This window comes from Microbulbifer aggregans (genome assembly GCF_001750105.1).
Classification (GTDB): domain Bacteria; phylum Pseudomonadota; class Gammaproteobacteria; order Pseudomonadales; family Cellvibrionaceae; genus Microbulbifer; species Microbulbifer aggregans.
In genome coordinates this window covers 1,485,300-1,498,342 of sequence record NZ_CP014143.1, presented here as the reverse complement: position 1 = coordinate 1,498,342, position 13,043 = coordinate 1,485,300, and the positions used below count along the sequence as shown (strand labels likewise).

The 13,043-nt window shown below is 61.9% G+C and carries 11 protein-coding genes; 3 read left to right on the top strand and 8 right to left on the bottom strand.

Translation table 11 applies throughout. From position 1 onward, the window contains the following. Nucleotides 1–54: 54 nt before the first annotated feature. The 8 genes from trpC to AUP74_RS06430 form a co-directional block, all read right to left on the bottom strand. The gene (trpC, locus tag AUP74_RS06465; protein WP_069946870.1) at nucleotides 55–849 is read right to left on the bottom strand and encodes an indole-3-glycerol phosphate synthase TrpC; all 795 of its coding nucleotides are present in this window, start codon (nucleotides 847–849) and stop codon (nucleotides 55–57) included. Next, nucleotides 846–1,895: an anthranilate phosphoribosyltransferase gene (trpD, locus tag AUP74_RS06460; RefSeq protein WP_069946869.1), complete on the bottom strand. Its 1,050-nt coding sequence runs from the start codon at nucleotides 1,893–1,895 to the stop codon at nucleotides 846–848. The genes trpC and trpD overlap by 4 nt, the downstream gene beginning before the upstream one ends. A 41-nt stretch (nucleotides 1,896–1,936) precedes the next feature. Then, nucleotides 1,937–2,515 (bottom strand): anthranilate synthase component II, encoded by a 579-nt coding sequence (locus tag AUP74_RS06455; RefSeq protein ID WP_069946868.1) that lies wholly within the window; start codon nucleotides 2,513–2,515, stop codon nucleotides 1,937–1,939. Beyond that, nucleotides 2,512–3,384, bottom strand: coding sequence for an ion transporter (locus AUP74_RS06450; protein WP_069946867.1), 873 nt, complete (start codon nucleotides 3,382–3,384; stop codon nucleotides 2,512–2,514). Before AUP74_RS06450 ends, AUP74_RS06455 begins: the two co-directional genes overlap by 4 nt. Beyond that, nucleotides 3,377–4,888, bottom strand: a complete 1,512-nt coding sequence (gene trpE, locus AUP74_RS06445; RefSeq protein WP_069946866.1) for an anthranilate synthase component I — start codon at nucleotides 4,886–4,888, stop codon at nucleotides 3,377–3,379. The genes AUP74_RS06450 and trpE overlap by 8 nt, the downstream gene beginning before the upstream one ends. Nucleotides 4,889–5,152: 264 nt before the next feature. Further along, complete coding sequence (gene rpe / locus AUP74_RS06440) at nucleotides 5,153–5,818, bottom strand: ribulose-phosphate 3-epimerase (protein ID WP_069946865.1); 666 nt, start codon at nucleotides 5,816–5,818, stop codon at nucleotides 5,153–5,155. Between the two features lie 75 nt (nucleotides 5,819–5,893). Beyond that, nucleotides 5,894–6,598 (bottom strand): N-acetylmuramate alpha-1-phosphate uridylyltransferase MurU, encoded by a 705-nt coding sequence (gene murU / locus AUP74_RS06435; RefSeq protein ID WP_069946864.1) that lies wholly within the window; start codon nucleotides 6,596–6,598, stop codon nucleotides 5,894–5,896. Beyond that, the gene (locus AUP74_RS06430) at nucleotides 6,595–7,674 is read right to left on the bottom strand and encodes an aminoglycoside phosphotransferase family protein (protein ID WP_069946863.1); all 1,080 of its coding nucleotides are present in this window, start codon (nucleotides 7,672–7,674) and stop codon (nucleotides 6,595–6,597) included. The genes murU and AUP74_RS06430 overlap by 4 nt, the downstream gene beginning before the upstream one ends. A gap of 369 nt (nucleotides 7,675–8,043) precedes the next feature. Here AUP74_RS06430 and AUP74_RS06425 point away from each other — a divergent pair, with 369 nt between their 5' ends. Genes AUP74_RS06425 through pdxA form a run of 3 tightly spaced genes read left to right on the top strand, consistent with a single transcriptional unit; the run spans nucleotide 8,044 to nucleotide 13,012 of the window. Further along, nucleotides 8,044–10,665 (top strand): LPS-assembly protein LptD, encoded by a 2,622-nt coding sequence (locus tag AUP74_RS06425; RefSeq protein WP_069946862.1) that lies wholly within the window; start codon nucleotides 8,044–8,046, stop codon nucleotides 10,663–10,665. An 8-nt stretch (nucleotides 10,666–10,673) separates the two neighbouring features. Further along, on the top strand, nucleotides 10,674–12,014 hold the full coding sequence (locus AUP74_RS06420) for a peptidylprolyl isomerase (protein WP_226999906.1): 1,341 nt from the start codon (nucleotides 10,674–10,676) through the stop codon (nucleotides 12,012–12,014). Further along, on the top strand, nucleotides 12,011–13,012 hold the full coding sequence (pdxA, locus tag AUP74_RS06415; protein WP_069946860.1) for a 4-hydroxythreonine-4-phosphate dehydrogenase PdxA: 1,002 nt from the start codon (nucleotides 12,011–12,013) through the stop codon (nucleotides 13,010–13,012). The genes AUP74_RS06420 and pdxA overlap by 4 nt, the downstream gene beginning before the upstream one ends. Nucleotides 13,013–13,043 lie beyond the last annotated feature (31 nt).

Here is a 13,043-nt window from a genome sequence, read left to right as displayed (position 1 = left end):
AAAAAGGGCGACCCGAGGTCGCCCTTTTTGTTTTCTTCTCCGGCCTGCCAACCGTCAGTTGAACATCTCCAGCAGGCGGCGCCCGGGTTCCTTGTCCCGCATAAAGGCCTCACCGACCAGGAACGCGTGTACATCGTGACCGCGCATGGCCGCTACATCGTCTGTGGTATGGATGCCGCTCTCGGTCACCACAATGCGGTCGTCCGGGATACGATCCAGCAGCTGAAAAGTCGTTTCCAGCTGCACATCGAAGGTGTGCAGGTTGCGGTTGTTGATACCGATCAGGCGGTTGGGCAGCGCCAGAGCCCGCTCCAGCTCTTCACCATCGTGCACTTCCACCAATACATCCAGGCCGACCTCCTGGGCCAGGCCGTTGAGATCGCGCATCTGCCCATCTTCGAGGCAGGCAGCGATCAGCAGGATGCAGTCGGCACCAAGGGCACGGGCTTCATAGACCTGGTAAGGATCAACGGTAAAGTCCTTGCGCAGTACCGGCAGCCGCACTGCACTGCGGGCCTGCTGCAGATAGGCATCAGCGCCCTGGAAAAAATCCACATCGGTGAGCACTGACAGACAGGCTGCGCCGCCCTTCTCATAGCTGGTGGCGATCTCCGCGGGAATAAAATCCTCCCGGATCACGCCCTTGCTTGGCGAGGCCTTTTTGATTTCCGCGATGACTGCAGCCTCACCGGCAGCAATCTTTTGCTCGATGGCAGTGACAAATCCCCGCGCCGGTGACTGCGCCAGTGCGCGTTCCCGCACGTCGGCCAATGGAAGCACTCGGCTGCGCTCGTCAACCTCTTGCCACTTGCGCTCGACAATGGTCTTCAGGATGGTCGGGGTACTCACTGGCCTACCTCCTCGGGCCGGAAGGCACTGGTGAAAGCAGCGAGATCATTGATCTTTTCTGCCGCCAGACCACTGGCAATGGCATCCTGAGCCATGGCCACGCCCTGCTCGGCCGAGTCGGCCAAACCGCTGACATAGATCGCCAGACCTGCATTCAGTGCAATCAGATCGGCGGCTTTGTCTGCAACTTCGGACTGGCGCTTGCCCAGCGCGTCCTGAATCAATGCCAGTGACTGCGCCGCACCATCGACACAGAGGCCTTCCAGACTACGGCGCTCAATGCCGAAGTCCTCCGGGCGCAATGTGCGCTCGAGCAGTTCACCGCCCTTCAGTTCGACGGCATAGGTATCGGCAGCGAGACTCATCTCGTCGAGGCCGTCATCACTGTGGATGACCAGCACGTGTTCAGAGCCCAGGGTTTGCAGTACCTCTGCCAGCATGCGGCAGTAGGCTCGGTCGTAGACACCGATAACCTGACGCTTGACCCCGGCCGGATTGGTCAGCGGGCCGAGCAAATTGAAAATCGTGCGCATGCCGAGCGCACGGCGCGGCCCCACCGCATGACGCACCGCACGGTGAAAAGTGGGAGCAAACATAAAGCCCACGCCAATCGTATCGATGCAGCGCGCCACTTGTTGGGCGTCTAGCTCCAGGTAAATACCGGCCCGCTCCAGCAGATCGGCAGCACCACTACTGGAAGAGACAGAGCGGTTGCCGTGCTTGGCGACATGGGCACCAGCGGCAGCCGCTACGAAGCTGGCGGCACTGGAGACATTGAACAGGTTGGCTCCATCACCACCGGTACCGACGATATCCACCGCGTTTTCATGCTGCAGGGGGACCTTGATGGCCAGCTCGCGCATGGTCTCCACGGCGCCGGTAATTTCATCGACAGTTTCGCCACGGATCCGCAGCGCGACCAGCAGCCCGGCGATCTGCCCTTCGTCGGCCTCGCCGCGCATAATCTGTCCCATGACTTCGCGCATCTCCGCGCGACTGAGGTGCTCGTTATTCACCAGCTTGGCGATGGCTTCCTGAATCAGCATACCCCTCCCCTTGTTGTTTTCGTTGAGTGACTCGGGTCGCTTCAGGACTCGAGGAAGTTGCGCAGCATATCGTGGCCGTGCTGAGTGAGGATCGACTCGGGATGGAATTGCACCCCTTCCACCGCCAGCTCGCGGTGACGCAGCCCCATGATCTCATCGATCTCCCCGTCCTCGGTCTCGGTCCAGGCGGTGACCTCCAGGCAATCCGGCAGGCTGCCTTTTTCTACCACCAGCGAATGGTAGCGGGTGGCCTCGAACGGGTTCGACAGGTTGTGGAACACCCCCAGGTTGTTGTGCACGATGGGAGATGTCTTACCGTGCATCACCTTGCCGGCGCGCACCACACGCCCGCCAAACACCTGGCCGATACTCTGGTGCCCCAAACAGATCCCCAGAATGGGGGTACGCCCGGCGAAACGACGGATGGTGTCGAGGGAGATACCCGCCTCATTGGGCGTACACGGACCGGGGGAAATCACAATTTTCTCCGGTGCCATTTCCTCGATATCAGCCACGGCGATCTCGTCGTTGCGCTTGACCACCACGTCCGCACCCAGCTCCGCCATGTACTGCACTACGTTCCAGGTAAAGGAGTCGTAGTTATCGATCATCAAAATCATCGCGCAGATCCTCCGGGTGTCTTCTCTGCCGGCTCGAGCGGTATATCCTGCATACGCTTCTGCAAACGGGCCAAGGCTTCTTGTGTAGCGCGCAGCTCGCGCAATATCTCGGTTTGGCTGGGAGGCAGTTGCAGCTCGTCCAGGCGGCGCAACTTGGCCTCCTCGAGATTGTTCAGCACCACACCGATAAACAGGTTGATCATCACGAACGCACCCATGACCACAAAGCTCACGAAGTACACCCATGCCCAGGGCATCGCCTCCATGGCGGTGTACATGATGTCGGTCCAGTCCTCGAAGGTGACGATACGAAACAGGCTCAGCAGTGCAATCGGCAGGCTCCGCCAGTGTGTCGGGTCAATTTCGTGAAAAAGAAAATAACCGGCGACACCGTATATATAAAAGATGATCCCCATCAACAGCGCAATGTGGAACATGCTCGGCAGGCTGCGCAGCAGGGTATCCACCAGCAGGCGCAGCTCCGGAAATGCAGAAACCAGGCGCAGTACCCGCAACACCCGCACTAGGCGCGCCAGGGTGGCCAGAGGCCCTGCAGCGGGGATCAGGCTGAGGGCGATGATGGTGAAATCGAAACAGTTCCAGCCGCTGGCGAAGTAGCGCCATGGTCGGTTGCCGTGGGCAGCCATCTTCACCAGCGCCTCCACCACAAAGGCGGCGAGGATCAGCTCATTGATGCCGTGCAGGAAATCACCGAAGCGCTCGGTGACCCAGGTGGAAGTCTCCATACCCACGGCAACGCCGTTCAGAAGAATCAGACCGATAATCACCTGGTTGAACAGGGGGGCTGCGACTATCCGCTGGCATATTTCCGCCAGCGGTAACACCGGCCGCGCCGACAATTCACTCATTATGCTCTACCTCAACTTGCCCCCGCCGCGCGCTGTCAGCGGTGGCCATGGCCGTGGCCCGGAATAGCGCCCGGGCCTTGTTCATTGTCTCGTCCCATTCTGCCTGGGGCTCCGAATCAGCCACCAGACCGGCTCCGGCCTGGATAAAGACCTGGCCGTCCTTGATGACTGCAGTGCGGATGGCGATGGCCGTGTCCATATTGCCGTTCCAGGCCAGGTAACCCACCGCCCCGCCATAAATGCCCCGTTTCTCGGGCTCCAGTTCGTCAATGATCTCCATGGCCCGGATCTTGGGGGCACCGGAGAGCGTCCCGGCCGGCAACGCCGCGCGCAGCGCATCGATGCCCGTGAGCCCCTGTTTCAGGCGCCCGGTGACGTTGGAGGTGATATGCATGACGTGGGAATAGCGTTCCACCACCATCTGCTCGGTGACCTTCACGCTGCCGGTCTCGGCCACCCGGCCCACGTCGTTGCGCCCCAGGTCGATCAGCATCAAGTGCTCGGCAATTTCCTTCGGGTCAGCGAGCAGTTCCCGCTCGAGTGCCTCGTCCTCGGCCTCAGTGGCACCTCGGCGGCGGGTGCCGGCCAACGGACGCACAGTCATGTCGCCCTCTTCCAGGTGCACGAGGATTTCCGGGCTAGACCCCACCACCTGGTGATCGCCCAGGTCGAGGAAGTACATATAGGGAGAGGGATTGAGACTGCGCAGCGCCCGGTACAGGTTCAGCGGCGGCGCATCGAACGGTGCCGACAGCCGCTGCGATGGCACTACCTGCATCACGTCGCCGGCGAGGATGTACTCCTTGACCTTGTCGACGCCGCGCTTGAAGGCCTCCTCACCGAAGTGCGAACGGAAGGCGCTTTCATCAAGACCGGCACCGTCGAGGTCCAGGGGTACTGTGTCCGGCAGTGGCTGGGAAAGCTTCTCCACCAGCCCGTCGAGGCGCTGCTGCGCCCGCTGGTAGTCTCCCTCCCGGCTAGGATCCGCATGCACGATAAAAATCACTGCGCCGGCCAGGTTGTCGAACACCACCAGCTCGTCACTGACCATCAACAGGATATCCGGATTACCCAGGGTATCCGGGGGTGCCGAATCGGCAAGGCGCGGCTCGATATAGCGCACGCAATCGTAGCCGAAATACCCGACCAGCCCGCCGTTGAAGCGGGGCAGCCCCGGAAGCTCCGGCACCCGGTAGCGCTGCTGGAATTCCTCCACAAAGGCGAGCGGGTCGGCACTTTGCAGGCGCTCGGTGACCTCACCATCGGTCTCGACGGTCACCTCGTGCCCGCGGACCGTCAGCAGAGTGCGAGCCGGCAGGCCAATAATGGAATAGCGCCCCCACTTCTCGCCCCCCTGCACGGATTCAAACAGGTAGCTGTGGCGGCCGGCGGCCAGTTTCAAATAGGTGGACAGTGGCGTCTCAATATCGGCCAAGACGCGCCGAACCAGGGGAATACGGTTGTATCCCGCGGACGCAAGTTGGCTGTATTCGCTGGGTGTCATGGCGACTCCGGGTGCTCTGGTCTTTTACCGAAGTAATTACCTGGGGTATCGGCAACTCGGGCGGTTCAGACAGACTCCGCCCGCAGGAAAGGGGCTCGCATCAATACTGCGGGCCTCAGCGGGTCAGCGGCGCCATCGCCAGCTGGAGATGTGGGGGACGAGTGGGTTCACGGGACTGCCTCGTTGTACGAGCCGACAAGTTTACAAATCCAGCCGCTGGCGGACAAGCACTGGCCCGCCAACCGGGGAGCCTAGGACAGGAAACTAACTTTCCAGCGCCGCGCGCATCGCTGAAATCACTTCCTCGTAATCTTCCGCATTGAAGATCGCGGAGCCGGCCACAAAGGTATCTGCGCCGGCAGCGGCGATTTCCGCGATATTGTCCCGGGTCACGCCACCATCAATCTCGAGACGGATGTCGAGGCCGGAATCATCAATCAGCTTTCTCGCCTCACCCAGCTTGCACAGGGTTGCGGGAATGAACTTCTGACCGCCAAATCCGGGGTTCACGGACATCAGCAGCAGCATATCCAGCTTGTCCATCACATAGCGGATCGAGTCCAGGCCGGTGGCCGGATTCAGCACCAGCCCGGCCTTGCAGCCGAGACTGCGGATGAGCTGCAGCGAGCGGTCAACATGGCGTGAGGCTTCCGGGTGAAACGTAATGTAGGTGGCCCCGGCATCGGCGAACATGCGGATCATGTCGTCCACCGGTTCAACCATCAGGTGCACGTCGATCGGCGCCTTGACGCCATGCTTGCGCAGGGCCTGACAGACCATGGGCCCAATGGTCAGATTGGGGACGTAATGGTTGTCCATCACGTCGAAGTGCACCCAGTCCGCGCCGGCTTCCAGCACCGCGTCTACTTCCTCCCCCAAGCGGGCGAAGTTGGCGGAGAGAATCGAGGGGGCAATCTTGAAATCCGTCATGTGCAGTCTTCCCAGTGCATTAGGCCCGCGAGTGGGGCGTGGAGGCGGGAGTGTACCGGAAATCCGGCACAGACTTCAGGCCACACTGCCTCGCAGGCGGGCATCCAGTCGTTGCAGACGCTCCGGAGTGCCTACATCGCACCAGTCGCCCCTAAAGAGCTCCGCCTGCAGGCGCCCCTCGTTATGCACAAAGATTTCGCCGAGCCCGAAGCAGGGACGCATTTTGGGGTAGCCCGTCAGCATCTCCGGGCGCAGCCAGCTAATGCCGGAAAACGTATAGCGGGGCTTGGCTGTGCCGGAAAGCAGGCCATGGTCGATACCGAAATCGCCTTCGGGATTGTGAGGCGGGTTGGGCACCATCAGCAGGCGCCCGGGGCAACCTTCCGGAAGCGGCTCCGCCAGCCAGCCGGACAGGTCAAAATCACACCAGACATCGCCGTTGACCACCAGGAAGGGAGCCTCGCCCAGCAACGGCAGCGCCTTGATGATGCCACCGGCAGTCTCCAGCGGCTCCACTTCGACGGAATAGCGGATATCCAGCCCCCAGCGTTCACCACTCCCCAGGCGCGCCCGGATCTTCTCGCCCAAGTGGCCGAGGTTGATCACCACCCGACGCACTCCGATGGCGGCGAGTCGCTCCAGGGCATGCTCGATCAAGGGCTTGCCCGCCACCTGCAGCAGCGGCTTTGGGGTCTGGTCGGTGAGCGGGCGCATGCGCTTGCCGTAACCGGCGGCCAGCAGCATCGCCGTTGGGATCTCTGTCTGTTCTCTTGCGGTCATTGAGGAATTCTTTGCAATGAAGCACCCGGTTCGCCGGCAGTCCGGTAGTCTCGGTACCAGCTCTGGCGCTCAATCAACGGCAACAGGGCCTGCTGGAACCAGTCGGCGAAGGGCGCCATCTCCGGGTAGCGCGCGGCCACCTCCAGGGTATAGCGGATGACGAGAGGCAGATCCGGCAGATATCCCGGTTTACCGTCTCTGAGCCAGAGGCGCGGGAACAGCCCCAGCACCTTGATATGCCGTTGCAGGCCCATCCAGTCGAACCAGCGCAGGAACGTCTCTTGATCCACCGACGACAGGATGCCGGCAGATTCTGCAGTGGCGGCATAGCAGAGCGCCCAGCGCTCCACCCGCTCCCGCGGCCAGCGGATGTAGCAGTCCCGCAACAGGGACACCAGATCATAGGTGACCGGCCCCCACACGGCGTCCTGGAAATCCACAACGCCAGGCCGCTCACCGTCGCGGACCATCAGGTTACGACTGTGGTAATCGCGGTGCACCAGCACCTGAGGCTGCTCGACGGCGGAGTCCAGCAACAGGCCGAAGGTCCGCTCCAGAAGTGCAGACTCCTCCTCGCTGAGGGAATAACCGAGCAACTGCCCCGCCAGCCACTCGGGCAGGATACGCATCTCGGTCAGGAGCAACTCCCGGTTGTACTGTGGAAAAAGGTCTCCGCAGGGAGGGATCTGCTGCAGGCAGAGGAGTTCGTTCAGTACCTCCCCGTAAAGGCCCTCAACACTGCCCTCATCCAAAATACTGAGCAGCTGACAATCACCCAGATCCTCAAGCAGCATAAAGCCGTGCTCCACATCTGCCTGTGTAACCATCGGCGTGTGAATACCGTGGCGGCGGAGATAATCCGCCACCGCGACGAAGCGTGCGGGATTGGTACGGGCAGGCGGTGAGTCCACCGCAATCAGGCTAGGCACGGTGAGGGTGCGGAAATAGCGACGAAAACCCGCATCTCCCGCCAGAGGCTGCAGCGTCAGGCTATCGCCGGCTTCCAGAGCGCGCCCGGCCCAGCCGCGCAACGCCTCGCGCCGCTGATCCACTGCATCTGTCGAACGCTCACTCATGAGCCACTGCTACTCCAAATATCACGGGCCGCATTGTAACGGGGCGGGACTCCCCGTCCAGCAAAAGCCCCCATTTCGCCATATCCGGGGCCGGTGCGTCCACTGCAGTATTGGACCACCGGGCATCGACGGAAGTTGCACATGACGCCAATCGCGCCAAACGCACCCAAATCCAGGCCGTCCGTCCACAGGCGGCCGGCCTTTCAGTTTAGCCGCTATCACTGCAAACGACGGTCTGCCTCCCAGTCTTCGGCTCGTAGTGTTAACGGTGTCTACATTCAAGTAGAATTGCGGGCTGATTTTTTGGCGCGTGACTGCGCGCGCTCCCCCCAGGAAGAAACACTAACGACAGTCGGAACCAAACACCCGATGCTGGAACCCTCCCGCTGGCAGCGCCTTGCTATGGCGATTGCACAGATTTCCCGCCCGCGCACGATGGGACTTGGCGCCCTCGGAGTGGCCGGCCTTGCCGTTGCGGGCCCCCTGTGGGCGGAAACCGCCGACTCCGGCAGTGCGCTGACGCCGCTGGAGCAGTCAGAGGAGGCGGCTGTCGATTACAACCCCTACCTCTATCTCGACTGGTTGCCCGCCTGGCAGCTGCCCCCGGGGATGCAGCCCGCCCAACCAAGCGCATGTAGCGGCGCCTTTGTGGCGCCGCCGCGGGACTATACCGATGCAAACCTGGCACCAGAGGAAGCGCCACTGCGCGCCACTGCCGATTCCTCGGAGTGGCTGGACGACGGCACCGCGCGCCTGCGGGGCAATGTGCATGTCACCCAAGGCTACCGACAACTGTTTGCGGACCAGGTAGACGTCAACCGCAACGAAAGCACCGCCACACTGCGCGGAGCTATTGAAATCCGCGAGCCGAATCTGCTGGTGCGGGGTCGCGCCGCCGAGATACAGACCGACAGCCAGGCGGCGGAGATCGAGGACGCCACCTACGTCATTCACAACCAATTCGTGCACGGCAGCGCCAGCTTTGCCTCCCGCGAGGCCAGTGGTGAGCTGATCCTGACCGATGGCAACTACACCCGCTGCGAGCCAGGCAACGTGGTATGGCAGATGCGCGGCGGCGAAATTCACATCGACAATGTGGAGCGCCAGGGAACAGCGCGTAATGTGCGCCTCGAGATCCTCGATGTGCCGCTGTTCTATTTTCCTTACCTGCGTTTCCCGGTGGGCAGCGAACGGCTATCCGGCCTGCTGTTTCCAAGCATCAGTAACAGCGATGAAAACGGCTGGGACATCGCCATTCCCTATTACTGGAACATCGCACCCCAGATGGACGCCACCATCGTGCCGCGTTACATCCAGTACCGAGGCACCGGCGCCGAGGTCGAGGTGCGCCACCTGAGCCAGCTGTTCAACTCCGAGCTGCGCGCTGCCGGCCTGCCCGATGACAAAGGCGGCGACGACGAGGATGCCGAGGACCTGATCCGCCAGGGGTTCCCCGAGGATCTGGTGCTGCCAGCCAAGGGCGAAGACCGCTGGCTGGTCAACTTCGAGCAACAGGGCACCGCGAGCACCTTCTGGCGCACCAACATCGACTATGCCAAGGTCAGCGACCCCGACTATTTTCGCGACCTGGATACCGCCAACCTCAGTGTTTCCGCCGAAACCAGCCTCAACCAGCGCGCGGAAGCGAGCCTGTTCAACGAGAACTGGACAGCAACCCTGCGCGCCCAGGATTACCAGCAGCTGGTCAAGGACCGCTTCGATACCTACCGGCAGCTGCCGCGGCTGGATATCGACGGTGACTACCGCTGGGGCGACTGGGGCCTGAGCCTGGATCACGAGGTCACCGCCTGGGATCACGAAGAAGAGCAAACCATCCGTTTTATTGCCGACGTGGGTGACCCGGACAGCGTCACCGAACGCACTCGCAATTTTGTCAATGCCGATCGCCTGCGCCTGGACTACGAGCTGGAGTGGGACAAGCAATGGCTGTGGGGTTACTTCACTCCAGGAATCGCCGCACGCTATCTCGGCTATCAGATCGATGACCAGTTCCTCAATCCGGAGGCCAGCGACTCACCCGAGGCTTCCGCCGGACAGTTCACCCTGGACAGCGGGCTCTTTTTTGAACGCGATGCCAGCGTGTTTGGCTTTGACCTGGTGCAGACGCTCGAGCCGCGCTTCTTTACCCTGGTGAGCTCGAAAGCGGATCAGAGCGACTTTATCGACGTCAGCACCAGCCCCGGGGACGGCGGCAATGACCTGCTGTTCGATACCTCGCTCTTTACTTTCAGCTACGACCAGCTGTTCCGCGACAGCCGTTTTACCGGCAACGACCGTATCGACGATGCGGACCGTGTCGCCGTGGGCCTGACCAGCCGTATTATTGATCCCGTCAGCGGCCGCGACCTGTTCGCGCTGAGCGGCGGCCAGATCTTCTACCTGGAGGACCGCGAGACAACCCTTCGCGGCATCGTCGAGGACGCACCCCGGTCAGAGTTTGCCGCCCGCCTGGAGAGTCGCCCGATACAGTCCATGCGCATCAGCAGCGAACTCATCTACGATGACGACGAGGGCGAGCTGAACCGGGGCAACGTCACCCTGCGCTACCTGGACAAGGACTTCCGCCTGTTTAATGTGGGCTATCGCTATCTGCGCCGGCCCGAAGTGGTGGACCTCAATGGCCAGCTAATCAGTGGCTCCATCGATCAGATAGACGCCTCTTTGGTACTGCCGGTGTCGCCCACTACCGCGCTGCTGGCACGGGCCAATTACGACCTGACCTTCGACCGGGAACTGGAATACGTCGCGGGCGTCGAATATGACAGCTGCTGTTATATGGTGCGTCTCGCCTGGCGCCGCACCCTGGACAACGACCTGGCCGACGTCGTAGCCCCCGAGGAGCTTGAGTTCGACGAGGGTGTTTACATAGAGTTCCAGCTCAAGGGGCTCGCCAGCCTGGGCACAACGGTGACCCGGATGCTCAGTCAGGGCATCCCCAACTTCGAACAGAGAGAACAACTGAAACAGTGATGAGAATAATGACCGCATTCGCTCTCAAGCGGGCCCTGCTGCCCGCCCTGGCACTCTGTGCCGTCGTGGCCGCGCCGGCAATGGCCCAGGTGCAGAAACTCGACCGCGTTGTCGCCGTCGTGGATGACGACGTCGTCATGGCCAGCGAGCTGCAACAGCGCCTGAACACCATCACGGCCCAGATCAAGGCACAGAACGTCGAGGCTCCGCCAATCGACGTGCTACGTCGCCAGGTACTGGAACAGTTGATCATCGAGCGCCTGCAGCTGCAGATGGCTTCCCGCGCAGGGGTCACTGTCTCCGACGCCGAACTGGACCAGGCCATTGCCCGCGTCATGCAGAATACCGGCGCCAGCCCCGAGCAGTTCCGCGAGCGCCTGGCCGCCGACGGACTGTCGATGAAAACTTTCCGCCAGCAGATCCGCAACGAATTGCTGATCCGCCGCGTCGAGCAGGGCAGCGTCAACCGCCGTATCCAGATTACCGACCAGGACATCGACAACTTCCTGCGCTCCAAGGAGGGCGAGTTCTGGAAATCGCCCCAATATGAACTGGGCCATATCCTGATTCCGGTAAGCTCCAGCGCTCCGGGAGACGAAGTCACCAAGGCGCGGGAAAAGGCTGAACAGCTGGCACAGCAGGTACGCGATGGCGCCGATTTCCGGCAACTGGCTATTGCCAATTCGGCCGGCCAGAACGCGCTCTCCGGTGGTGACCTGGGCTGGCGCAAGACTGTCGAGCTGCCCACCCTGTTCTCCAATGCCCTCCAGGGTCTTGGCGTCAACGATGTCACCGACCCGTTCCGCAGTGATGCGGGCTTCCACCTGCTCAAGATCCACGCCCAGCGCGGCTCCAATGAACAGGTCGTGGAGCAGACCAAGGTGCGCCATATCCTGGTCAAGACCTCCGCCATCCGCGATGACGACGCCGCTTACAACCTGCTGATCGACCTGCGCAAGCAGATCGAGGGTGGCGCCTCTTTCGATGAGCTGGCTCGCGAGCACTCAGAAGATATCGGCACCATGCTTGCCGGCGGTGACCTCGGCTGGTCCATGCCCGGGCAGTTTGTGCCGGAATTTACCCAGGCCATGAACAATACGCCGGTGGGCGAAATCAGCATGCCGTTCAAGTCCCAGTTCGGCTGGCACATCCTGCGGGTGGACGGCCGCCGCAACCAGGACATGACCGAGCAGTACATTCGTAATCAGGCGGCCAATTTGCTGCGCAATCGACGCTATGAGGAAGAGCTGCAGAACTGGCGCCGTGAAATCCGCGACCAGGCCTACGTGGATATCAAGCTGCCGAATCTCAAAGAGGAAGGGGAGAGCGCCGACAGCGCCGAGCAATGATCCCCCGTATCGCCTTCACCCCCGGCGAACCCGCCGGTATCGGCCCGGAGCTGGCGGTCAGACTCGCCAGCAGCCGGGCCAACGGCCATCGTGGCCCGGTACAGATTGTCGCCCTGAGCGATCCGGATCTCCTCGCGGAGGCCGCTGAGCGGATGAGCCTGCCCCTCAAGCTGATCCCTTTTGATCCCGATTCCGCACCCGCGGATACACCCGACGGCTCCCTGTATGTGCAGCCGATCACCCTGGCTGAGCCCGCCACCCCCGGCAGGCTCAATCCCGCCAACGCCCCCTATGTTGTGGATACCCTGCGCACTGCCGCCCGCGGCTGCCTGCAACGCCGCTTCGATGCGCTGGTAACCGGCCCCGTACACAAGGGTGTCATCAATGAGGCCGGCATTCCTTTCAGTGGCCACACCGAGCTGTTCGCGGAAGTTGCCGGCGTAGAGCGGGTGGTCATGATGCTGGCTGCCGAAGAACTGCGCGTGGCGCTGGTGACCACGCACCTGCCCCTCAAGGACGTCAGCGCAGCCATCACTTCCGAGCGACTGGAGCAGACGATCCTGGTTCTTCATCGCAGCCTGCGTGACCAGTTTCGACTCAGCGAACCGAGAATCGGCGTCTGCGGCCTGAACCCGCACGCCGGTGAGGGCGGGCACCTGGGGCGGGAAGAGATCGAAGTCATCGAACCGGCCCTGGATAAATTGCGTGCCCTGGGCCTCCACCTGCTCGGCCCACTTCCCGCTGACACCCTGTTTACCCCGCCACAACTGGCTCGCTGTGATGCGGTGCTGGCCATGTACCATGACCAGGGCTTGCCGGTGTTAAAATTCAAAGGATTTGGCCACGCCGTGAATATCACCCTGGGACTGCCGTTTATTCGCACCTCAGTGGATCATGGCACCGCTCTCAACATCGCCGGGCAGAACGAGGCCGACTGTGGCAGCCTCCGCGCCGCCCTGGCTCAGGCAGTACAGCTGGCAGAGCTGCGTGCTCTCTAAGAAACACTGCGTAGACGACTGACAGAATTCA